This window comes from Streptococcus sp. 4094 (assembly GCF_013277125.1).
Taxonomy (GTDB): Bacteria; Bacillota; Bacilli; order Lactobacillales; family Streptococcaceae; genus Streptococcus.
The window spans coordinates 72,935-96,152 of record NZ_VMMI01000011.1 but is presented as its reverse complement, the minus strand read 5'-3'; the positions used below and the strand labels follow the sequence as shown (position 1 = coordinate 96,152).

Sequence of the window (23,218 nt, the reverse complement as noted above, 5' to 3'; positions counted from 1 at the left end):
GAAGGAGTATTTATTAACCATGAAGAAAAAAATCTTAGCCTCGCTTTTATTAAGTACAGTAATGGTTTCCCAGGCAGCAGTATTGACGACTGCCCATGCAGAAACGACTGATGACAAAATTGCTGCTCAAGATAATAAAATTAGTAACTTAACAGCACAACAAGAAGAAGCACAAAAACAAGTTGATCAAATTCAGGAGCAAGTATCTGCTATTCAAGCAGAGCAATCTAACTTGCAATCTGAAAATGATAGATTACAAGCAGAATCTAAGAAACTCGAGGGTGAGATTACAGAACTTTCTAAAAACATTGTTTCTCGTAACCAATCTTTGGAAAAACAAGCTCGTAGTGCTCAAACAAATGGAGCCGCAACTAGCTACATCAATACAATCGTAAACTCAAAATCAATTACAGAAGCTATTTCACGTGTTGCTGCAATGAGTGAAATCGTATCTGCGAATAACAAAATGTTAGAACAACAAAAGGCAGATAAAAAAGCTATTTCTGAAAAACAAGTAGCAAACAATGAAGCAATCAATACTGTAATTGCTAATCAACAAAAATTGGCAGATGATGCTCAAGCATTGACTACTAAACAGGCAGAACTAAAAGCTGCTGAATTGAGTCTTGCTGCTGAGAAAGCGACAGCTGAAGGGGAAAAAGCAAGTCTATTGGAACAAAAAGCAGCAGCTGAGGCAGAGGCACGTGCAGCTGCGGCAGCAGAAGCAGCTTATAAAGAAAAACAAGCTAGCCAACAACAATCAGTACTTGCTTCAGGTAATACAAACCTAACAGCACAGGTACAAGCAGTATCTGAATCTGCAGTAGCACCTGTTCAGGCTAAAGTACGTCCAACATATAACACGGATGCCTCAACTTATCCAATTGGAGAATGTACCTGGGGAGTTAAAACATTAGCACCTTGGGCTGGAGACTATTGGGGTAATGGAGCACAGTGGGCCACAAGTGCAGCAGCAGCAGGTTTCCGTACAGGTTCAACCCCTCAAGTTGGAGCAATTGCATGTTGGAACGATGGTGGATATGGACACGTAGCGGTTGTTACAGCTGTTGAATCAACAACACGTATTCAAGTATCAGAATCAAACTATGCAGGTAATCGCACACTTGGAAACCACCGTGGATGGTTTAATCCAACAACGACTTCTGAAGGTTTTGTGACATATATTTATGCAGACTAATTACAGAGGGACTCGAATAGAGCCCTCTTTTTCAGTTTTTACCAGAGACAATAACTATTAAAAATTATATCAAAATAGCTTGAAAATATTGGAAAAGTATGGTAAAATGAAAATTGTCGTGTGAACGATAATACTCATTCTTGATGAATTGTGAAGCAGTTGCTCTTGGGTCGTTTTGCGAGTTGAAGTCAAGAAGAGGAAAAAAACAAAAAGGAGAAATACTCATGGCAGTAATTTCAATGAAACAACTTCTTGAGGCTGGTGTACACTTTGGTCACCAAACTCGTCGCTGGAACCCTAAGATGGCTAAATACATCTTTACAGAGCGTAACGGAATCCACGTTATCGACTTGCAACAAACTGTAAAATACGCTGACCAAGCATACGACTTCATGCGTGATGCGGCAGCTAACGATGCAGTTGTATTGTTCGTTGGTACTAAGAAACAAGCAGCTGATGCAGTTGCTGAAGAAGCAGTACGTTCAGGTCAATACTTCATCAACCACCGTTGGTTGGGTGGAACTCTTACAAACTGGGGAACAATCCAAAAACGTATCGCTCGTTTGAAAGAAATCAAACGTATGGAAGAAGATGGAACTTTCGAAGTTCTTCCTAAGAAAGAAGTTGCACTTCTTAACAAACAACGTGCACGTCTTGAAAAATTCTTGGGTGGTATCGAAGATATGCCTCGTATCCCAGATGTGATGTACGTAGTTGACCCACATAAAGAGCAAATCGCTGTTAAAGAAGCTAAAAAATTGGGAATCCCAGTTGTAGCGATGGTTGACACAAACACTGATCCAGATGATATCGATGTAATCATCCCAGCTAACGATGATGCTATCCGAGCTGTTAAATTGATCACAGCTAAATTGGCTGACGCTATCATCGAAGGACGTCAAGGTGAGGATGCAGTAGCAGTTGAAGCAGAATTTGCAGCTTCAGAAACTCAAGCAGATTCAATTGAAGAAATCGTTGAAGTTGTAGAAGGCGACAACGCTTAATTCATAATAAATAGTAATTACCTAGGAGGGCGGGGCTTAGCCCGGCTCTCCTATTTTTAAAAAATATAGGAGAATCAAAATGGCAGAAATTACAGCTAAACTTGTTAAAGAGTTGCGTGAAAAATCTGGTGCTGGTGTTATGGACGCTAAAAAAGCATTGGTTGAAGTGGAAGGCGATATCGAAAAAGCGATTGAATTGCTTCGCGAAAAAGGTATGGCAAAAGCAGCTAAGAAAGCTGACCGTGTTGCTGCAGAAGGTTTGACTGGTGTTTATGTTGACGGTAACATTGCAGCAGTTGTTGAAGTAAATGCTGAAACTGACTTCGTTGCGAAAAACGCTCAATTTGTTGAGTTGGTAAACGCAACAGCTAAAGTAATCGTTGAAGGAAAACCAGCTAATAACGAAGAAGCTCTTGCTTTGACAATGCCTTCAGGTGAAACTCTTGAAGCTGCATACGTATCTGCAACAGCGACTATCGGAGAAAAAATCTCATTCCGTCGCTTTGCTTTGATTGAAAAAACAGATGCACAACACTTCGGAGCCTACCAACACAACGGTGGACGTATCGGTGTTATCTCTGTAATCGAAGGTGGAGACGAAGCACTTGCTAAACAATTGTCAATGCACATCGCAGCGATGAAACCAACAGTTCTTTCTTACAAAGAATTAGATGAACAATTCGTTAAAGATGAGTTGGCACAATTGAACCACGTTATCGACCAAGATAACGAAAGCCGTGCAATGGTTAACAAACCAGCTCTTCCACACTTGAAATATGGATCAAAAGCACAATTGACTGATGATGTTATTGCTCAAGCTGAAGCTGACATCAAAGCTGAATTGGCTGCAGAAGGCAAACCAGAAAAAATCTGGGACAAAATCATCCCAGGTAAAATGGATCGCTTCATGCTTGACAATACTAAAGTTGACCAAGCTTACACACTTCTTGCACAAGTTTACATCATGGATGACAGCAAGACAGTTGAAGCATATCTTGAATCAGTTAACGCTTCAGTAGTTGAGTTCGCTCGCTTTGAAGTTGGTGAAGGTATTGAGAAAGCTGCAAACGACTTTGAAGCTGAAGTTGCAGCTACAATGGCAGCAGCCTTGAATAACTAATTATAGAAAGGAAGTAAATTTGCTTCCTTTTTTCTATGCAGTCGATCCTTATAGGGAGAACTTCCTATTTTCAAGGTAAAAATAAAAAGCCCTATAATAAGGGCCAATTGTATTTAGGAGACTAAACTTCAAATTCATAGAGTGCTGTAGAGAGATAACGTTCACCGTTATCTGGTGCTAGAGCAAGGACCTTTTTACCTGTACCTAATTTTTTGGCAACCTCGATGGCTCCGTAGATAGCTGCAGCTGAAGAAATCCCTACAAGGAAGCCTTCTTTTCCACCAATTTCACGTCCGAGTGCAAGAGCATCATCTGATGTTACACGAACAATACCATCATAGGCGTTTGTATCAAGTGTATCAGGAATAAATCCAGCTGAGATACCTTGAATTTTGTGAGGACCAGGTTTTTCACCAGATAGAATAGCAGATTCATCTGCTTCTACTGCAAAAACTTGAATACTTGAATTTGCTGATTTGAGTGCATGAGAAACACCAGAAATTGTTCCACCGGTACCCACTCCAGCAACAAAGGCATCTAGTCCATCTTTACCGAAAGCAGCTAGTATTTCAGCTCCTGTTGTTCTTTCGTGTACCTCTGGATTTGCTGGGTTGTCAAATTGAAGAGGAAGGAAACCATCACGTTCAGCAGCGATTTCTTGAGCTTTGGCAATAGCACCCTTCATTCCTTCGCTACCAGGCGTAAGGACGAGTTCAGCACCATAGGCTTGGATGATCTTACGTCGTTCTACACTCATAGTTTCAGGCATAACGATGACGACTTTATACCCTTTAGCAGCACCTACCCATGAAAGTCCAATACCAGTGTTTCCACTTGTTGCTTCAACAATAGTAGAACCAGGTTTTAGAATACCGTCTTGTTCAGCTTTTTCAATCATGCTAAGAGCAATACGGTCTTTTACAGAAGAACCAGGGTTAAATGCTTCAAGTTTTACATAGACATCTGCAGCACCTTCTGGCACAATGTTGTTGAGTTTAACAATCGGAGTTTGACCGATTAGTTCAGTAATGTTGTTATAAATAGACATATGAATACCTCTTTGTATAAGATATTTCTAGTATAACGCTAACTATACCATTTGTAAAATATAGAAATCCTATCGGAGCGATAGGATTTTTTTATATCATAGGTCTAAGCCGTTAATTTTAAGAGATTGTGTTAGGCTAATTCTAGTAAATAGGTGTAAAGGAGAACGCTATCCATTTTCTTTTTGAATTGCTTCATTTTCTAGTATATTTTGGTACGCATCTTTTTATTTTGCTAATTAAAGTAGCGGTGGAAACATCAGTGAAACACTGTATTATCCATTGTTTACACTAAGTTTACAGGAACTTCAACTTCTCGTAAACCTTGATCAGTTAAAGTGACTTTTCCATTAAAAAACTCCACAAGTGCAGATTTAATAGTTTCTTTTTCTTCTTTATCAACATAAATCATCGTATCGACTTGATCTGTAAAGTTTGTATCCAGCTCCATGAGATTATGTTCTTTAAGAAAGTTACTGTACTCTTGGTACTGAGCATAAGACATTTGAATAGCAATGCCAGCCTGTTCTTTTATTTCAATAATACCAATTTCTTTGACAGATAAGGCAACACTGCCGGCGTAAGCACGAATGAGTCCTCCAGCGCCTAGTTTAATACCACCAAAGTAGCGTGTCACGACCACACAGACATTGGTGAGATTGTGATTTTCTAGTACCCCAAGCATGGGAACACCAGCAGTGCCACTAGGCTCACCATCATCACTTGTCCGTTTAATTTCACTACGTTCCCCAATAATAAATGCAGAGCAGTTATGCGTCGCTTTGTAGTGTTCTTTTTTGATGGCAGTAATGAAGTCACGAGCCTCTTCTTCGCTATAAACACGCTTGGCATGACAGATAAAGCGGGATTTTTTGATTTCTTCTTGGACTTGTCCGTCCTCTTTAATTGTTCTAAATTCCATGATTTAATTGTACTAAAAAATCATCTAAAGCGCTAGGTTTTTACGAATAAAGAAGTATGAAAGTAAATCCTAATTATCTCGGTCGTTTGTTTACTGAGAATGAATTAACTAAAGAGGAACGTCAGTTGGCGGAGAAACTTCCAGCAATGAGAAAGGAGAAAGGGAAACTTTTCTGTCAACGTTGTGATAGTGCTATTTTAGATGAATGGTATTTGCCCATCGGTGCTTACTATTGTAGGGAGTGTTTACTGATGAAGCGAGTCAGGAGTGATCAAGCTTTATACTATTTTCCACAGGAGGATTTTCCGAAGCAAGATGTTCTTAAATGGCGTGGTCAATTAACTCCTTTTCAAGAGAAGGTGTCAGAGGGACTGATTCAAGCAGTAGACAAGCAGGAGCCAACCTTAGTTCATGCGGTGACAGGGGCTGGAAAGACCGAAATGATTTATCAAGTAGTAGCTAAAGTGATCAATGCGGGTGGTGCAGTATGTTTGGCTAGTCCTCGCATAGATGTTTGTTTGGAGCTGTATAAGCGCCTGCAAAAGGATTTTTCTTGCGAGATAGCCCTCCTACATGGAGAATCAGAGCCGTATTTTCGAACACCATTAGTTGTTGCGACGACCCATCAGTTATTGAAATTTTATCAAGCTTTTGATTTGCTGATAGTGGATGAAGTAGATGCTTTTCCTTATGTTGACAATCCCACGCTTTACCACGCTGTCAAGAATAGTGTAAAGGAGAATGGATTGAGAATCTTTTTAACAGCGACTTCGACCGATGAGTTAGATAGGAAGGTTCGCATAGGAGAACTAAAACGATTGAGTTTGCCAAGACGGTTTCATGGAAATCCGTTGATTATTCCTAAACCTGTCTGGTTATCGGATTTTAATCACTGTTTAGATAGGAATCGTTTGTCACCAAAGTTAAAGACTTATATTGAGAAACAGAGAAAGACAGCTTATCCGTTACTCATTTTTGCTTCAGAAATTAAGAAAGGGGAGCAGTTAAAAGAAATCTTACAGGAGCAATTTCCAAATGAGAAAATTGGATTTGTCTCTTCTATCACAGAAGATCGATTAGAGCAGGTACAAGCTTTTCGAGATGGAGAACTGACAATACTTATCAGTACGACAATCTTGGAGCGTGGGGTTACCTTCCCTTGTGTGGACGTTTTCGTAGTAGAGGCTAATCATCGTCTGTTTACCAAGTCTAGTTTGATTCAGATTGGTGGACGAGTTGGACGAAGCATGGATAGACCGACAGGAGATTTGCTTTTCTTCCATGATGGGTTAAATGATTCAATCAAGAAGGCGATTAAGGAAATTAAGCAGATGAACAAGGAGGCTGGTCTATGAAGTGCTTGTTATGTGGGCAGATTATGAAGACTGTTTTAACTTTTAGTAGTCTATTACTTCTGAGGAATGATGATTCTTGTCTTTGTTCAGACTGTGATTCTACTTTTGAGAGAATTGGAGAAGAGAACTGTCCAAACTGTATGAAAATAGGATTGTCAACAAAGTGTCAAGATTGTCAATTTTGGTGTAAAGAAGGAGTTGAGGTCAGTCATAGAGCGATTTTCACTTACAATCAAGCTATGAAGGATTTTTTCAGTCGGTATAAGTTTGATGGGGATTTCCTGTTAAGAAAAGTTTTCGCTTCATTTTTAAGTGCGGAGTTAAAAAAGTACAAAGAGTATAGATTTGTCGTAATTCCCCTAAGTCCTGAAAGATTGCTTGACAGAGGATTTAATCAGGTTGAGGGCTTGGTAGAGGCAGCAGGTTTTTCGTATCTGGATTTACTAGGGAAAAGAGAAGAGAGAGCCAGTTCTTCTAAAAATCGTTCAGAGCGCTTGGGGACAGAACTTCCTTTCTTTATTAAAAATGGAGTCCGCATTCCTAAGAAAATCCTACTTATAGATGATATTTATACTACAGGAACAACTATAAATCGTGTGAAGAAACTGCTGGAAGAAGCTGGTGCTGAGGATGTAAAAACATTTTCCCTTGTAAGATGAGGAAAAAATTTGCAAAAATAGAATGAAAGCGTTATAATAAAATCATAAAAACAAAAATGTTTAGAAAGAAGGTACTCATATGATTAAATATAGTATCCGTGGTGAAAACCTAGAAGTAACAGAAGCAATTCGTGATTATGTAGTTTCTAAACTCGAAAAGATCGAAAAGTACTTCCAGCCAGAACAAGAGTTGGATGCCCGAATTAACTTAAAAGTTTATCGTGAAAAAACAGCTAAAGTGGAAGTAACGATTCCGCTTGGATCTATTACTCTCCGCGCAGAAGATGTGTCTCAAGATATGTATGGTTCAATTGACCTTGTAACTGATAAAATTGAACGTCAGATTCGTAAAAACAAAACAAAAATCGAGCGTAAAAATAAAAATAAGGTAGCAACTAGTCAATTATTTACAGATGCTTTGGTGGAAGATTCAAATGTTGTCCAGTCTAAAGTTGTTCGTTCAAAACAAATTGATTTAAAACCAATGGATTTGGAAGAAGCTATTCTACAGATGGATTTGTTGGGACATGATTTCTTTATCTATGTGGATGTTGAAGATCAGACAACCAATGTGATTTATCGTCGTGAGGATGGCGAGATTGGCTTGTTAGAAGTTAAAGAATCTTAAGAAAAATGAAATATAAAAAGTGGTTTACTTTCGGGTAAATCACTTTTTATATTTCAAGGAAGAGGGAGTTTGTGTAGCTAATTGAAATTAGAGTTGAACGTCTTAGGTGCTAAAATATTGCTAGTAATTGGATTGAATTTCCTAGTCAATTTGTTTAGATTTTATTTCACTATATAAAGCGACTGTGTTTAGTTTAAGTATTTTTTATCTATTTTGTCTTTTGTAATACAAGTAGCTATGAGGAGTAATAGATATCTAAATAATTACTGAGACTTTAGAGGGTGTGTAGATTGTAGAATGGAAGTTTGGAAGAAAAAGTTATTGCTCATATAAGAGAGATGGCTTGTCTCTATGGATAAATTTTCAAAAAGTAAGTGGAAGAACTATCTATAAATTCAACTTATAGCTCTATTCATTTTTATTAAGTAGACAAAATACTGGTTGAAGCGATAGAATGGACTTGTCAACAAATAGCGAGCAATAAAATGTAAGCGTTCTTAAAATAAAAGAAGGAGTCATAACTATGGCAACAAAACAAGAAATTTTACGTGAACTATATCCTGAGGATCTCTTTCATTACGCTGATGGTTTAACATTAGGGGAAGCTGAAGTACTACAAGAAACTCGTCGTTTGATTGAAAAACATCTACGTCCAGTTATCAACGAATACTGGGAAAAACCTGATTTCCCATTTGAGGAATTTTATGCTGTCGCTAAGGGTGCTCAAATCATGAACAATCCAAAATTGTTTGAAGGTCGTGAAGGAAGCTATAAACCATCTGAATTGTACATCACATTTTTATATTTGGAACTAGCTCGCTTCGATGCTTCAATCGCAACGTTCTATACAGTTCATGGAGGACTTTGCTATAACACTATTTTATTGGGTGGGGATGAAAGACAACAGAAAGAATTTCTTCCTAAGTTAGCTTCATTTGACTGGCAAGGATGTTTTGCCTTAACAGAACCGCTTTCTGGATCTGATATTGCTGGTGGTCTATCAACAACTGCTGAGCGTGTTGGAGATAAGTGGATTTTGAACGGAGAAAAGCGTTGGGTTGGTGGTTCAGATACAGCAGATGTTGTTCCTGTATTTGCTCGTGATGTGGCAGACGGTAAGGTGAAATGCTTTATTGTCCGTAAAGGTGCCCCTGGCTACCATGCAGAGCCTATTCCACATAAGATTGCACTGCGTTGTATCCGCAATGGTCATATTACAATGAAGAATGTAGAAGTTCCAGACTCAGATCGTTTGGTTAACATCAATGGATTTGGAGATGTAGCACGTATTCTAACATTTACTCGTGCCGATGTAGCGCACATTGCTATGGGAGTAACATGTGGTTCATATGTGGCAGCTCTTAAATATGCAAAAGACCGTCAACAGTTTAAACGTCCGATTGCCAAATTCCAAATTGTTCAAGAAAAATTAGCTAGAATGCAAGCCAATGCTGTAGCAGCTCTTGCATATTCAACTCGTATTGCTGAAATGCAGGAAGAGGGTAATGAGTTGATGCTCAATTCTGCTCTAGCGAAAATGCATAACTCCTTAGTAATGCGTGAAACAGTAGCTCTTGCGTGTGAAACATGTGGTGGTAATGGTATTACTTTGGAAACAGATGTGGCACGATTCTTTGCAGATGCGGAATCAATCTATACTTATGAAGGTTCGCACGAAGTCAATGCTTTGATTGTAGGTCGTGAAATTACTGGATTGGGTGCATTTGTTTAATAGAACTAGGACGATTGAAGGGTTTGTTTTCAATCGTTCTTGCTTCATAATGTGATTTACTTAGAATAAAAAGGAGAAAAAATGATCTCAAATGTAATGATAATTGGCTCTGGTCAGATGGGAAGTGGTATTGCTCAAGTATTTGCTCAAGCTGGATTTACGGTTTATTTGAATGATATCAAAGAAGAATTTGTTCAACGAGGATTGAACAACATAACAAAACAGTTGGAACGTTCGGTTGAAAAAGGACGTCTATCTGCAGATGAGAAAGACAAAGTGGTTGCCAATTTAATTCCTTCTACTTCATACGAAGACGCGAAAAATGTACAATTGGTTATTGAAGCTGCGACTGAAAATCGTGATATTAAACTCAGTATATTTAAACAATTGGACGAAATCACAGATTCTAAAACAATTCTAGCATCAAATACTTCCTCTCTATCTATCACAGATATTGCAGCCGCAACTAAGAACCAAGAACGTGTGATTGGAATGCACTTTTTTAATCCTGCTCCAGTGATGAAATTAGTTGAAGTGATTAAAGCTTTGCAGACTTCGGATGAAGTAGTGGCAGAAATCCGTGAACTTACAAAGAAAATTGGAAAAACTCCTGTTGATGTTAAAGATTCTTATGGATTTGTAGTAAACCGTGTATTGATTCCTATGATCAATGAAGCTATTTATATCTTAGGAGAAGGAGTTGCTAGTGCTGAAGAAATAGATGAGGCAATGAAACTAGGTGCGAATCATCCTATTGGTCCCTTAGCTTTGGCCGATTTGATTGGCTTGGATGTTTGCCTTGCAATTATGGGTGTTTTGAACCAAGGATTTGGTGATCAAAAATACCGTCCTGCTCCTCTTTTGAAGAAAATGGTAGAGGCTGGAAAATTGGGACGTAAGTCAAAAGAAGGGTTCTTTACTTACTAGAAAAAATGGAGGTAGTCATGAAAGATGTAGTTATTGTATCGGCGGTACGTACTCCTTTGGGTTCCTTTGGAGGAAGCTTGAAGAATATTTCAGCTGTCGAATTGGGCTCTTTGGTAATTAAGAGTGTTTTGGAAAAAGCGAATATTAAATCAGAGCAGGTAGATGAAGTGATCATGGGGAATGTCCTAGGCGCAGGTTTAGGTCAAAACGTGGCTCGCCAAATGAGTATTCATGCAGGACTCCCTGAATTTACACCAGCTTTTACTATCAATAAGGTTTGTGGTTCAGGTTTGAAGGCAGTACAATTGGCTGCTCAAGCTATTCAGTGTGGGGATGCTGATATTATCGTAGCTGGTGGGGCAGAAAATATGAGTCAAGCTCCATACGTATTGCCAAACTTCCGCTGGGGAGGACGCATGGGAGACTCTAACGTTGTTGATACCATGATTAAAGATGGGTTGTCTGATGCCTTCAACGAATATCATATGGGGATTACAGCTGAGAATGTGGCTGAAGAATATGGTATTAGCAGAGATGATCAAGATGCTCTTGCTTTAGAATCACAAAAAAGAGCAGTGGCAGCTATAGAATCTGGACGCTTTAAAGAAGAAATTGTTCCAGTGGTCATTCCGCAACGTAAAGGAGATCCGGTTGTCTTTGATACAGACGAATTTCCTAGAAAAGATGCCAGCTTGGAAAGCTTGTCTAAGTTACGTCCTGTTTTCAAAAAAGACGGTTCTGTTACGGCGGGGAATGCTTCTGGTATCAATGATGGAGCAGCAGCTGTCTTGGTCATGAGTGCTGACAAAGCTGAAGAATTAGGACTTCCAGTGATTGCTCGCATTCGTTCTTATGCAAGCGCAGGTTTGGATCCTAAGATTATGGGATGTGGACCGATTTATGCGACACGCAAGGCTCTTGAAAAAGGCAATTTGACAGTTGATGATCTTGACTTGATTGAGTCAAATGAAGCTTTTGCCGCCCAGGCTTGTGCGGTTGGTAAAACGCTTGGTTTCAATACAGATATTGTCAATGTTAACGGTGGTGCTATTGCTCTTGGTCATCCAATCGGGGCTTCAGGTTGTCGTATCCTAGTGACTCTTGTACATGAGATGATGAAGCGCGATGCCAAAACTGGATTAGCGACTCTATGTATTGGAGGCGGTATGGGCACAGCTCTTATCGTTGAACGCTAATGAACTATTTATGTCGTGTGTCTTTCTTTTAATATACCATTATTAAATAGAGTTTTATTTGGAAACTGATAATTCTTATACCTTATCACGCATGCTCTTCATGATGCTGCGTGATAAGGTATTTTTGATAGTGTAAGTTAGTAGCAGCCATGGAACATAGATTAAATTAAGATCTAAGTCTGCTGGATAAGAATTGTAGTAGAGCTGTTAGGAAAAGGCGTTTAAGAAGTAACTTCTATATTAAAGTGAAACAAGAATTTAACAATTTAATTTTTGAATTCAAATCAATTAGTTTAGAAACGATATTGCACTAGTCCAGATTCACTTCGCTATATATTTTCCTAGACTTAAGGTAGTTGATATTGTTGAAATGAACTATTTTTTTAATGGTCATATATGTATTTATGTGATTGTTATCGTTCATTTGATGGGGATTATTTGAAGCAAAATTAAACTATAAGTTGTACTTATAGGATTATAAACTAAGATTAAGTAGACGGATTGATTTAAATGAGTTATCATAAAAATGTAAGCTCTTACATTTGGTATCGGTATTTGTTGACACTGTACTCTGTACTCAAAAAAAATTAAGTAGGAGCAGAATAATGAGTAAAACAGTTTTATTAGAGCAGAAGAATGGGATTGGTTACCTTACAATAAATCGTCCAGCAGCTTTGAATGCTTTAAGTTCAGAAGTTTTGACTGACTTAAATCATGTTTTAGACGAAATTGAAGCAAGTGATGATATTCGTGTTGTGATTGTGACTGGACAAGGTGAAAAAGCATTTGTTGCAGGAGCGGATATCAAAGAGATGGATCAAATGTCTCCTATCCAAGCACATGATTATATGACCTATGCTAATGATACGTTTACCCGTCTATCTGAACTAACGCAACCAACTATTGCAGTTCTAAACGGTTATGCCTTAGGAGGTGGTTTGGAATTAGCTCTATCAACAGATATTCGTATTGGTTATGAAAAGACCACTGTAGGATTTCCAGAGGTAGGCCTAGGTATTATTCCAGGATTTGCTGGAACGCAAAGAATGTCTCGCTTAATTGGTACCAGCAAGACAAAAGAACTAATTTTTACTGCTAGAATGGTTAAAGGTCAAGAAGCCTATGAATTAGGCATCTTGAATAAATTGGTGGCAGCCGAGGAATTGTTGACAGCAGCTGAGGAATTGGCAGTCTCTATTATGAAAAACGCTCCTTTGGCAGTTGAAAAAGCCAAGCATATTATTCAAGTTGGATCAGAACTCCCACTGAAAAATGCGATTCGATTAGAAACAGAAGCTGAAGCTCTCCTCTTCTCAACAGAAGATAAGGTAGAAGGAATGCGCGCTTTTGTTGAGAAACGCAAAGCTGAGTTTCAGCGTAAATAGAAAGAGGAGATAGAAGATGCAAGTTGTAACATTATCGGATGCAATTTCCTTGATTCACTCAGGAGATAAAGTAGGAATTTCAGGTTTTCTTGGAGTAGGGGAACCACTTGAATTAATTGAAGAATTGGTTTCTCAAAACCAGCAAGATTTGACATTGGTATCAGTCGTAACATCTCAACCTGGTAAGGAAGTCGGTGTGGGGCGTCTTTGTGAAAATCACCAAGTTAAAAAATACATTGCAGCTCACGTAGGAACGTCTGCAGCAGCTCAACACGAGTATTTCAGTGGAAATATGGAAGTTGAATTTACTCCAATGGGAACTGTTGTTGAACGATTACATGCAGCTGGAGCTGGTCTAGGAGCAGTATTGACACCAACAGGTGTAGGTACTATTTTGGAAAAAGATCAGGAGAAGGTTACTCGCAATGGAAAAGAATATTTAATTTATGATCCATTGAAGATTGATGTAGCTTTGATTAAGGCTACGAAGGCAGACAAGTATGGAAACTTATACTTGGACGGTACGACAAAAAATATTTCACTTCAGCTAGCTTTGGCAGCTAATACAGTCATTGTAGAAACTAATGAGTTGTTAGAAGTGGGAGAAATTGATCCTAATGATATTTACATCCCAGGTATCCTTGTCGATTATGTTGTTCAGGGATTGTCTCCAGAAGAGCATCATAAAATGATGGGTGATTTGTGGACAGAGACTAAGAAACTTGCGGGGGTAAACTAAAATGAAGGCAAAAGAAATTATTGCAAGACGTGTGGCGCTTGAGTTTAAAGATGGGGATGTTGTGAATCTGGGCTTTGGTATTCCAAACGCATCTGCCGATTATATCCCTGAGGGAGTTAATGTCATTCTTCAAGCAGAAAATGGAGCTCTTCGTTTTGGGGAAACCCCTACCAAAGATGGATACAATGCAAACTTGGCAAATTCGGGAGGTGCCCCAATCACCTTGTTGCCAGGAGCCGCCTTGTTTGATTTGCAAACATCTTTTGCGATTATTCGTGGAGGTCATGTGGATGCTACAGTATTAGGTGCACTTGAAGTGAGCCAAGACGGTAGTATCGCAAACTGGATTATTCCAGGTAAGTTTGCCCCAGGTATGGGTGGTGCTATGGACTTACTTGTTGGAGCAAAACGTGTTATTGGTGCGATTCAACATACGACAGGGGATGGTCAATCAAAATTGTTGAAAGAGTGTACCCTTCCTTTGTCAGCTAAAGGAGTATTGGATTTGATTATTACTGATTTAGCTGTTTTTGGAATCCAAGATGGTAAATTCTTATTGAAGGAATTAGCTCCTGGTGTGACTTTAGAGGAAGTCCTTGAAAAGACAGACGGAGATGTTATTGTTTCAGATGATTTGAAAATCATGCCTATTTGATAATGAGCAATCGTTAGGAAGCTATTTTTTTCATAGTGTGGTATGATATATATTGATAACTTTTGTAAGCGATTTATAAATGAGAGTGCAATAGTTATCTAACAGACTATACCTAATGAAAAGAGGTTGAAAGATTTCTAAATTATATGATTTGCTATAAGATTTAATTATTGGGTAGCTTGTATAAATAACGGAGATAGAACTGAGCTTGTGTTAGTTTAGAGTTTCCTGTTTGCGTATAAGTTTGGTGAAAAAGATAGTATCTATAGTAGCGAAGGAAAGAGAGGTGATTGGCCAGTGGATATTATTCAAATGAATTATTTTATCAATATTATAGAATGTGGATGTAATCTTTCCATTGCTGCGAAAAAAATCCACATCAGTCAGTCTGCCTTAAGTCAGTTTGTAACAAATTTTGAAGCGACTGAAGGGGTTCAGTTATTTCATAGAAAAAATGGGAGATTAGAAAGTCTCACTGGAGCTGGAAGAAAGATTTATCGGTTTGCTACTGAGATTGTGAATCGTCATGAAGAAATGCTTTCCATGATTCATAGTGAAGCGCAAAAACAAAAAGGGACAATAAACCTTGGAATTCCATCCTTGATTTTACGTGTGTATTTTGCTAGTTTGCTTCCACAATTTTTCAAAAATAACCCTCATATCCATATACAAGTGACAGAAGGAGGGGGAAAAGAAATTCGTCAAAAAATGACGGAAGGAGATTTGAGCCTAGCATTTTTGATTGAGCCTACCTTGTTGGATACAAAGAAGTTTGATCAGCATGTTATCCAACTGGATGAGTATGTTGCTTATATGGATAAAAATCATCCACTTTCAGATAAAGGATTGCTGGAATGGTCAGATATATCTGACTATGAGATAGCAACCTTTAATAAGTCCTTTACTACTTATGATTTGGTTACTGAAAAATTCGCTTCACAGGGAATTTCTCCTAAATTTGCTTATCTTTCCTCTACATGGGACTTTTTGGTTGAGTCAACTTACCAAACGGACTTAATCGCGATTTTACCTAAACCGATTAGCCATCTAGTAGATAGTAGTCGCTTTAAAGCAGTGACTTTTAAAGATTCGATTCCATTTAATATTTGGTTTTGTAGACCATATAAACCTTCCTATAGTGAGGTTGAATCATATGTTTACGAAGAGCTATTGAGGGATTATTACCAACCTGTTGCTGATAATTAAATTGAGGTGAAGATGATGATTGATAATAATGCCTTGGAGCATGAACTGGATGCAGAGTTACGGAATTTACTTTTACCCTATTTGAGGAACAGGGAGGATGAAAATCAATTTCCGAAAGAGTTGCTCTCTAAATTTATTGATAAATATAATATTTTTTCCTCTTGTGTAGATAGTCAGCTTGATGGGGCGATTGTACCTTTTCTAACTCTTATTCGTCTGATTGCAAAGTATTTTCCAGCATTTTCTACAATTTTATTGACTCAAGCTTACTATGGAATCTACCCTTTTATGCGTTTTGGAACCATAGACCAGCAGTCTCACTATCTTGAATCATTAGTAAAAGGTGAGAGATTAGTAGGCTTGGGATTCTCTGAAGGAAAATCTATGGAAAGTTTGTCAGTAATTGAAACTACTGCTGCGAAAACAGCTACTGGTTGGCGTTTATCAGGTGAAAAATCAATTGTGTCTAATTGTCGATTTGCTGATATTTTATTGATACTTGCGAAGATAGAAGCAGATGGGGGAAAAGATTCTTTTGGTTTTTTCATAGTCGATACAAGAGACCCAGGTGTTGTTATTGGTGATGACATTAGCAAACCAGGTCTAAAGGGGTTACCCATCAGTTCTGTTGCCTTTGACAATGTGCTTCTGACGCAAGACAGATTATTGGTTTTGAGCTTATCAGGTGATGAACAGTTGAATGATATTCTTCAAAAATTACAGCTTGGTCTTAGTGCAGTCTCCCTCGGAGTTGCTGAAGGTGCATTTGAAAAAGGATTGTCTTTTGTGAAAGTTAAACGTGGGTTTGGCAAGCGTTTACTAGATGCAACTGTTTATCAGTATCAGTTTGCAGACTTGTATACAAAATTGTGTTCAGCAAAAGCGTATTTTAATTCGTATCAAGATAACATGGGAGATGCACTTTTGTTTGTATGTCAGATTAAACTTTATACAACAAAAGTTGCCTTGGAGATTTCTGAGGATATTATTCGGTTGATGAGCCCCCTGCATACTGTGGAAGATATTCCCATTGACCGATATTTAAAAGATGCTAAAACGCTTGAAATGTATGGTAAATCAGGAGATTCGATTCGCAAGCGAATTGCCTGTCAGTGGCTAAAGGAGTAAAGAATGACAAATCTCACACTACAGGAATACCAGTTCCATGATATGAAGTTGACTTGGCTACGTGGTGCAGATAAATTAACTGATGCAGGAACACTTTTTGGCCCTGTTCCTAAAGTTGTATGGTCGCGCTATTATCCAACCAATGAGGATAATATGATGGCTGAGCTAACAGATCCAATTTTGATTCAATATAAGGAGAAAAATTACCTTATTGATACTAGTTTTGATACAGCTAAATTATCAGAAAAACAAAGACGAAATTTAGGTATTTTATCAGAGAGCAGGGTTGAGGAGAGTTTGGAACTCTTAGGATTGACTACTAGTCAGATTGATGTTGTTCTCATGACTCATATGCATCATGATCATTCAGGTGGTTTGACCTATAGGGATGTCTCTGGAGACTTGGTATCCAAGTATCCCAAAGCAAAAATCATTGTAAACGATGTCGAATGGTATGAAATGCGAAATCCTAATAATCGGACAAAAGGCACTTATCTTAGAGAAAACTGGGAACCAATTGAAAAGCAAGTAACAACTTTTTCAGAATACATTAATGTGATTCCAGAAATTCAAATGATTCGTACGAGTGGTCATAGTAATGGTCATAGTATTATTCTATTGAAACAAGGAAGGGATACGATGATTCATATGGGAGATTTGATGTTGACACATGTTCATCGGAATTCTCTGTGGGTTCCTGCAGTGGATGATTACCCTATGAAATCAATCTTGGCAAAAGAGAAGTGGCTCCGTCAAGCTTTTGAAAATGACTATAAATTTTTCTTTTATCATGATCAATTTTTAGCAGTCGCCCAGTTTGATAAAGAAGGTAAAGAATTTGTAGATTATGTGCCACGCTCTCGACCTCCAATAATTCCTTTTACAGATAGGCAAGATCGCAAACCAATTTTTTTAGGATAGTCGTATATAAGGAGACAAATGATTTCATTTTCTTGTTGACTTGGATCAGGTGGGATGACTACCCATACGCCAACAAGAAGCAACAGAAAATAAAGGAGTATTCACATGTCTATTACAAAACTTTTACAAATTAAATATCCAATTTTTCAAGGAGCTATGGCTCAAATTTCTCATTATCAATTAGCTGCAGCTGTATCAGAAGCTGGGGGATTGGGAATTATTGCCTCTGGTGGGATGACTGGAGAACAGTTACGTGAAGAAATTCGTGAGTTAAGAAAGTTGACAGATAAGGCTTTTGGTGTCAATATTATGTTGATGATGAAGAATATCAAAGATATTGTTACAGTTATTATCGAAGAAAAAGTGCCTGTTGTTACAACTGGAGCGGGAACACCAAAACATGTCATGCCTTATTTGAAGGAAGCTGGAATTAAGGTTATTCCAGTTATTGCTAGTGTGAAACATGCTCAAAAAATGCAAGAACTCGGAGTTGATGCTGTTATTGCAGAAGGTTCAGAAGCAGGTGGTCACATCGGAGAAAGTAATACTATGGCTCTTATCCCGCAAATTGTAGATGCTGTTACGATTCCTGTTATCGCAGCAGGAGGAATTGCGGATGGTAGAGGACTAGCTGCAGCCATTGCTTTAGGAGCAGCAGGTGTGCAGATGGGAACTGTTTTTCTAGCTTCAGATGAGTGTCCGATTGCTACAGAGTACAAAGAAGCAGTTTTGGAGGCAAATGACACGGCAACTGCTGTTACTGGACGGATTGCTGGGGCACCAGTTCGTTGCATCAGAAATGCCATGACTGATCATTATATTGAATTAGAGCAAAAAGGAACTAACCGTGAGGAATTAGAGGAAATTACTATCGGATCTCTTTCTAAAGCGGTTTATGAAGGAGATACAGAAAATGGTTCAATGATGAGTGGTCAGATTGCGGGGTTAGTCAAAGAAATCAAACCTTGTAAGTTTATTATAGAGTCTATTGTAAGCCAAGCACAAGAAAGATTGAAAGGTCTTCAGATAGAAGTTGGAGAATAGTCTCTTTTAGTTAAAGAAACTATCGTTAATGAAGAAAATAGAGGATGACTACTTCTTCCTCTATTTTTTATGTTCAAATCAAGAAGAAATAGAGATTGAATGTATAAACTCACAGCTAAACTGTTAATGCTAATAGCCATAAACTTCTTTAAAAGTCGCTTTTTGAGGGGGATTATGGTATAATGGGTGCCAAGAGGTTTGGAATGAAAAAATTTTATGTAAGTCCATTCTTTCCTATTCTAGTAGGATTGATTGCGTTTGGAGTCTTATCCACTTTCATTATTTTTGTTAATAATAATCTGTTGACGCTTTTAATTTTGTTTCTTTTTGTAGGAGGCTATGTTTTTTTATTTAAGAAACTGAGAGTGCATTATACAAGGAGTGATGTAGAACAGATACAGTATGTAAATCACCAAGCGGAAGAAAGTTTGACATCTCTATTGGAACAGATGCCTGTAGGTGTTATGAAATTGAATTTATCTTCTGGAGAGGTTGAGTGGTTTAATCCTTATGCTGAATTGATTTTGACCAAGGAAGATGGCGATTTTGATTTAGAAGCTGTTCAAACGATTATCAAGGCTTCAGTAGGAAATCCGTCTACTTATGCCAAGCTGGGTGAGAAGCGTTATGCTGTTCATATGGATGCTTCTTCCGGTGTTTTGTATTTTGTAGACGTATCCAGGGAACAAGCCATAACAGATGAATTGGTAACGAGTCGACCAGTGATTGGAATTGTGTCTGTGGATAATTATGATGATTTGGAGGATGCAACTTCTGAGTCAGATATTAGTCAAATCAATAGTTTTGTAGCTAATTTTATATCAGAGTTTTCAGAAAAATACATGATGTTTTCTCGTCGGGTAAGTATGGATCGATTTTATCTATTTACTGACTATACGGTGCTTGAGGGCTTGATGAATGATAAATTTTCTGTTATTGATGCTTTCAGAGAAGAGTCGAAACAGAGACAGTTGCCCTTGACCTTAAGTATGGGATTTTCTTATGGCGATGGAAATCATGATGAAATAGGGAAAGTTGCTTTGCTCAACTTGAACTTGGCTGAAGTACGTGGTGGCGACCAGGTGGTTGTCAAGGAGAATGATGAAACGAAAAATCCAGTCTACTTTGGCGGTGGGTCGGCTGCGTCCATCAAGCGCACTCGTACCCGTACTCGATCAATGATGACAGCCATATCTGATAAGATTCGTAGTGTGGATCAAGTGTTTGTAGTTGGACATAGAAATTTAGATATGGATGCCTTGGGCTCTGCTGTAGGTATGCAGTTGTTTGCCAGCAATGTGATTGAAAATAGCTATGCTCTTTATGATGAAGAACAAATGTCTCCAGATATTGAACGAGCTGTTTCATTCTTAGAAAAAGAAGGAGTTACGAAGTTGTTGTCTGTTAAGGATGCAATGGGGATGGTGACCAATCGTTCTTTGTTGATTCTTGTAGACCATTCAAAGACAGCCTTAACATTATCAAAAGAATTTTATGATTTGTTTACACAGACCATCGTTATTGACCACCATAGAAGGGATCAGGATTTCCCAGACAATGCAGTTATCACTTATATCGAAAGTGGTGCAAGCAGTGCCAGTGAGTTGGTAACGGAATTGATTCAGTTCCAGAATTCTAAGAAAAATCGTTTGAGTCGTATGCAAGCAAGCGTCTTGATGGCTGGTATGATGTTGGATACTAAAAATTTCACCTCGCGAGTAACGAGTCGGACATTTGATGTTGCTAGCTATCTCAGAACGCGCGGAAGTGATAGTATTGCTATCCAAGAAATCGCTGCGACAGATTTTGAAGAATATCGTGAGGTCAATGAACTGATTTTACAGGGGCGTAAATTAGGTTCCGATGTATTGATAGCAGAGGCTAAGGACTCGAAATGCTATGATACAGTTGTTATTAGTAAGGCAGCAGATGCCATGTTAGCTATGTCAGGTATTGAAGCGAGTTTTGTTCTTGCGAAGAATACACAAGGATTTATCTCTATCTCAGCTCGCAGTCGTAGTAAGCTGAATGTACAACGGATTATGGAAGAGTTAGGCGGTGGAGGCCACTTTAATTTAGCTGCAGCTCAAATTAAAGATTTAACCTTGTCAGAAGCAGGTGAAAAACTGACAGAAATTGTATTAAATGAAATAAAGGAAAAGGAGAAAGAAGAATGAAAGTAATCTTTTTAGCAGATGTTAAAGGAAAAGGTAAAAAAGGCGAAATTAAGGAAGTACCAACAGGGTATGCGCAAAACTTTCTTATCAAAAAGAACCTAGCAAAAGAAGCGACTGCTCAAGCTGTAGGTGAACTTCGTGGTAAACAAAAATCTGAAGAAAAAGCTCACGCTGAGATGATTGCAGAAGCAAAAGCAATTAAAGCCCAACTTGAAGCAGAAGAAACTGTTGTAGAATTTGTTGAAAAAGTTGGTCCAGATGGTCGTACCTTTGGTTCTATTACCAATAAGAAGATTGCAGAAGAATTGCAAAAGCAATTTGGAATTAAGATTGATAAACGTCATATTCAAGTACAAGCTCCGATTCGAGCGGTTGGTTTGATTGATGTGCCAGTGAAAATCTATCAAGATATCACAAGTGTAATCAATCTTCGTGTGAAAGAAGGATAAGTTTACACCTTCTTGACAAGATTGTAAAAGGAAGGGAAGTCTGATGGCAGAAGTAGAAGAGTTACGAGTACAACCTCAAGATATCTTAGCTGAGCAATCCGTTTTAGGGGCTATCTTTATTGATGAGAGTAAGCTTGTTTTTGTGCGAGAATATATTGAGTCTCGGGACTTTTTTAAGTATGCCCATCGTTTGATTTTCCAAGCTATGGTTGATTTATCCGATCGTGGTGATGCTATAGATGCAACAACGGTTCGTACTATCCTTGATAATCAAGGTGATTTGCAGAATATTGGTGGCCTGTCTTACCTAGTTGAGATTGTCAATTCTGTGCCCACTTCTGCTAATGCGGAGTATTATGCTAAAATCGTTGCAGAAAAAGCAATGCTACGTCGTTTAATCGCCAAGTTGACAGAGTCTGTCAACCAAGCTTACGAAGCGTCACAACCAGCTGATGAAATTATTGCTCAGGCAGAAAAAGGCCTGATTGATGTCAGTGAAAATGCTAATCGAAGCGGATTTAAGAACATTCGAGATGTGTTGAATGTCAACTTTGGAAATCTGGAAGCTCGCTCGCAACAAACGACCGATATTACAGGTATTGCGACAGGCTATCGTGATTTAGATCATATGACGACTGGTCTTCATGAGGAGGAGTTGATTATCTTAGCAGCTCGTCCGGCGGTTGGTAAGACAGCTTTTGCTTTGAATATTGCTCAGAATATTGGGACTAAGTTGGACAAGACGGTAGCTATTTTCTCACTGGAAATGGGTGCGGAAAGTCTAGTGGACCGTATGCTTGCGGCAGAAGGGTTGGTTGAATCGCATTCTATCCGTACGGGGCAATTGACCGATGAGGAATGGCAAAAGTATACCATTGCTCAAGGGAATCTAGCGAATGCAAGTATCTATATCGATGATACGCCAGGGATTCGGATTACAGAGATTCGTTCTCGTTCTCGTAAACTGGCTCAAGAAACGGGCAATCTTGGTTTGATTTTGATAGACTACCTTCAATTGATCACGGGAACTGGGCGAGAAAACCGTCAACAGGAAGTTTCAGAAATTTCACGTCAGTTGAAAATCCTAGCCAAGGAATTGAAGGTTCCAGTAATCGCTCTTAGTCAGCTTTCTCGTGGGGTAGAACAACGTCAGGATAAAAGACCAGTCTTGTCTGATATTCGTGAATCTGGGTCTATTGAGCAGGACGCTGATATCGTAGCCTTTCTCTATCGTGACGATTACTATGAGCGTGGTGGTGAAGAAGAGGACGGTATCCCAAATAATAAGGTGGAAGTTATTATCGAGAAAAACCGTAGTGGAGCTCGTGGAACGGTGGAATTGATTTTCCAAAAAGAATACAATAAATTTTCAAGTATCTCAAAAAGGGAGGAAATAAGATGACAGACGCATTTACAGATGTAGCTAAGATGAAAAAAATTAAAGAGGAAATCAAGGCGCATGAGGGTCATGTAATCGAAATGACCTTGGAAAATGGGCGTAAGCGCCAAAAAAATAGATTGGGTAAGTTAATTGAAGTTTATCCATCCCTATTTATTGTGGAATTTGGGAATGTGGAAGGAGATAAACAAGCTAATGTTTACGTTGAATCCTTTACTTACTCAGATATCCTTACAGAAAAAAATCTAATTCATTATCTCGACTAAAGTGAGAAATTTTCTCACTTTTTCTTTTTTCTCCGAATAGTTTAAGTGAAGGCAATCTTCGA

Annotated in this window: 22 protein-coding genes; 20 read left to right on the top strand and 2 right to left on the bottom strand. The window is 38.5% G+C overall.

The window, feature by feature from the left end:
- Window positions 1-19 precede the first annotated feature (19 nt).
- From HT721_RS03625 to tsf, 3 genes are all read left to right on the top strand, one after another.
- Window positions 20-1,198 carry a CHAP domain-containing protein gene (locus HT721_RS03625; protein WP_173212950.1) on the top strand — a complete coding sequence of 393 codons (1,179 nt, stop codon included), beginning with the start codon at window positions 20-22 and terminating at the stop codon, window positions 1,196-1,198.
- A 224-nt stretch (window positions 1,199-1,422) separates the two neighbouring features.
- Window positions 1,423-2,202, top strand: coding sequence for a 30S ribosomal protein S2 (gene rpsB / locus HT721_RS03620; RefSeq protein WP_000268466.1), 780 nt, complete (start codon window positions 1,423-1,425; stop codon window positions 2,200-2,202).
- Window positions 2,203-2,281: 79 nt separating this feature from the next.
- Window positions 2,282-3,322, top strand: a complete 1,041-nt coding sequence (gene tsf, locus HT721_RS03615) for a translation elongation factor Ts (RefSeq protein ID WP_173228968.1) — start codon at window positions 2,282-2,284, stop codon at window positions 3,320-3,322.
- A gap of 121 nt (window positions 3,323-3,443) precedes the next feature.
- Here the strand turns inward: tsf and cysK are convergent, their stop codons facing one another.
- Window positions 3,444-4,370: a cysteine synthase A gene (cysK, locus tag HT721_RS03610; RefSeq protein ID WP_050223248.1), complete on the bottom strand. Its 927-nt coding sequence runs from the start codon at window positions 4,368-4,370 to the stop codon at window positions 3,444-3,446.
- Window positions 4,371-4,654: 284 nt separating this feature from the next.
- Window positions 4,655-5,290, bottom strand: coding sequence for a YigZ family protein (locus HT721_RS03605; protein WP_173228965.1), 636 nt, complete (start codon window positions 5,288-5,290; stop codon window positions 4,655-4,657).
- A gap of 56 nt (window positions 5,291-5,346) precedes the next feature.
- Here HT721_RS03605 and HT721_RS03600 point away from each other — a divergent pair, with 56 nt between their 5' ends.
- The 17 genes from HT721_RS03600 to HT721_RS03520 all read left to right on the top strand — a co-directional run bounded on the left by HT721_RS03600 (window position 5,347) and on the right by HT721_RS03520 (window position 23,156).
- On the top strand, window positions 5,347-6,645 hold the full coding sequence (locus HT721_RS03600; RefSeq protein WP_173228963.1) for a DEAD/DEAH box helicase: 1,299 nt from the start codon (window positions 5,347-5,349) through the stop codon (window positions 6,643-6,645).
- Complete coding sequence (locus HT721_RS03595) at window positions 6,642-7,304, top strand: ComF family protein (protein WP_173228961.1); 663 nt, start codon at window positions 6,642-6,644, stop codon at window positions 7,302-7,304. The genes HT721_RS03600 and HT721_RS03595 overlap by 4 nt, the downstream gene beginning before the upstream one ends.
- Window positions 7,305-7,383: 79 nt before the next feature.
- The gene (gene raiA, locus HT721_RS03590) at window positions 7,384-7,932 is read left to right on the top strand and encodes a ribosome-associated translation inhibitor RaiA (protein ID WP_050073478.1); all 549 of its coding nucleotides are present in this window, start codon (window positions 7,384-7,386) and stop codon (window positions 7,930-7,932) included.
- Between the two features lie 523 nt (window positions 7,933-8,455).
- The gene (locus tag HT721_RS03585; protein ID WP_173228959.1) at window positions 8,456-9,664 is read left to right on the top strand and encodes an acyl-CoA dehydrogenase family protein; all 1,209 of its coding nucleotides are present in this window, start codon (window positions 8,456-8,458) and stop codon (window positions 9,662-9,664) included.
- Between the two features lie 81 nt (window positions 9,665-9,745).
- Window positions 9,746-10,591 carry a 3-hydroxybutyryl-CoA dehydrogenase gene (locus HT721_RS03580; RefSeq protein WP_050242833.1) on the top strand — a complete coding sequence of 282 codons (846 nt, stop codon included), beginning with the start codon at window positions 9,746-9,748 and terminating at the stop codon, window positions 10,589-10,591.
- 17 nt (window positions 10,592-10,608) lie between these two features.
- Window positions 10,609-11,787 carry an acetyl-CoA C-acetyltransferase gene (locus tag HT721_RS03575; RefSeq protein ID WP_050242832.1) on the top strand — a complete coding sequence of 393 codons (1,179 nt, stop codon included), beginning with the start codon at window positions 10,609-10,611 and terminating at the stop codon, window positions 11,785-11,787.
- 605 nt (window positions 11,788-12,392) lie between these two features.
- The gene (locus HT721_RS03570; RefSeq protein WP_050242831.1) at window positions 12,393-13,172 is read left to right on the top strand and encodes an enoyl-CoA hydratase-related protein; all 780 of its coding nucleotides are present in this window, start codon (window positions 12,393-12,395) and stop codon (window positions 13,170-13,172) included.
- Between the two features lie 16 nt (window positions 13,173-13,188).
- Window positions 13,189-13,911 (top strand): 3-oxoacid CoA-transferase subunit A, encoded by a 723-nt coding sequence (locus HT721_RS03565; protein WP_050242830.1) that lies wholly within the window; start codon window positions 13,189-13,191, stop codon window positions 13,909-13,911.
- A gap of 1 nt (window position 13,912) precedes the next feature.
- Window positions 13,913-14,566 (top strand): 3-oxoacid CoA-transferase subunit B, encoded by a 654-nt coding sequence (locus HT721_RS03560; RefSeq protein ID WP_050242829.1) that lies wholly within the window; start codon window positions 13,913-13,915, stop codon window positions 14,564-14,566.
- A gap of 297 nt (window positions 14,567-14,863) precedes the next feature.
- Window positions 14,864-15,772, top strand: coding sequence for a LysR family transcriptional regulator (locus HT721_RS03555; RefSeq protein WP_173228957.1), 909 nt, complete (start codon window positions 14,864-14,866; stop codon window positions 15,770-15,772).
- Between the two features lie 15 nt (window positions 15,773-15,787).
- Complete coding sequence (locus tag HT721_RS03550; RefSeq protein WP_173228955.1) at window positions 15,788-16,900, top strand: acyl-CoA dehydrogenase family protein; 1,113 nt, start codon at window positions 15,788-15,790, stop codon at window positions 16,898-16,900.
- Window positions 16,901-16,903: 3 nt separating this feature from the next.
- Window positions 16,904-17,821: an MBL fold metallo-hydrolase gene (locus HT721_RS03545; RefSeq protein WP_173228953.1), complete on the top strand. Its 918-nt coding sequence runs from the start codon at window positions 16,904-16,906 to the stop codon at window positions 17,819-17,821.
- Between the two features lie 105 nt (window positions 17,822-17,926).
- Window positions 17,927-18,865, top strand: a complete 939-nt coding sequence (locus tag HT721_RS03540) for a DUF561 domain-containing protein (protein ID WP_173228951.1) — start codon at window positions 17,927-17,929, stop codon at window positions 18,863-18,865.
- Between the two features lie 203 nt (window positions 18,866-19,068).
- Entirely contained in the window at window positions 19,069-21,042 is a 1,974-nt protein-coding gene (locus HT721_RS03535; RefSeq protein ID WP_173228949.1) for a DHH family phosphoesterase, read from the top strand.
- Entirely contained in the window at window positions 21,039-21,491 is a 453-nt protein-coding gene (gene rplI, locus HT721_RS03530) for a 50S ribosomal protein L9 (RefSeq protein ID WP_000864214.1), read from the top strand. The genes HT721_RS03535 and rplI overlap by 4 nt, the downstream gene beginning before the upstream one ends.
- A gap of 43 nt (window positions 21,492-21,534) precedes the next feature.
- Window positions 21,535-22,893, top strand: a complete 1,359-nt coding sequence (gene dnaB / locus HT721_RS03525) for a replicative DNA helicase (protein WP_173228946.1) — start codon at window positions 21,535-21,537, stop codon at window positions 22,891-22,893.
- On the top strand, window positions 22,890-23,156 hold the full coding sequence (locus tag HT721_RS03520) for a Veg family protein (RefSeq protein WP_000128619.1): 267 nt from the start codon (window positions 22,890-22,892) through the stop codon (window positions 23,154-23,156). Before dnaB ends, HT721_RS03520 begins: the two co-directional genes overlap by 4 nt.
- Window positions 23,157-23,218 lie beyond the last annotated feature (62 nt).